1 protein-coding gene is annotated in these 612 nt (G+C 44.0%); it reads left to right on the top strand.

Annotated elements, in window-relative coordinates; genetic code table 11:
• Window positions 1-264 precede the first annotated feature (264 nt).
• A partial coding sequence (locus R8N49_RS28555; protein ID WP_318190626.1) for a class I SAM-dependent methyltransferase occupies window positions 265-612 on the top strand: 348 nt, incomplete at its 3' end.

Raw genomic sequence — 612 nt, 5'->3', positions numbered from 1 at the left:
CGACTCACTCTACGTGACGGAGACATTGTTTGGACAAACACCAAAACTGGTGAGGAATATGATTCGGAACCCGAAGCAGGCGTTTTTCGCCGATTAGGCGCTTGGTTCTCCGGCATTTTGCCAATAGAAGATCAACTTTAACTCGGTCACATTCTCTACATTCCGTTAGCGCCGCAAAAAATAGAGTTGTGTAGGCTAGCTTCAAAGACAGCAAAAACGCTATTCAGATTTGAATGGCGTTTTTTATAACGAAAAGGAAATTCAATGTCAGTTTCATGGGATCCGTACTATCAAAAAGTCGCTCAACAACCACACAGGATCAATGTAGAGAAAGCCCTACAATTTCACACATTAGCAGAGAAAATTGCCGTTGACGCTGGCTGCGGTACAGGGAGAGACTCCAATTTTCTTCTCGCACAAGGCTTTCGTGTTCACGCATTCGACAACAACTCTGATGCAATAAAAACCTGTGAGACGCGTTTTTCTGAACAGTCGAATTTCTCCATCTCGCAAGCGTGTTTCAGCGATTTTGATTACCCTAAGTGCACCCTATTTATTGCTAGCGCCAGCCTGTTCTTTTGTCCAAAAGCGCACTTTGAAAACGTGTGGAAT

Source organism: Vibrio sp. 1978 (assembly GCF_033344345.1).
Note: the sequence above shows the minus strand (reverse complement) of the source record. Positions and strands in the feature narration are given on the sequence as shown.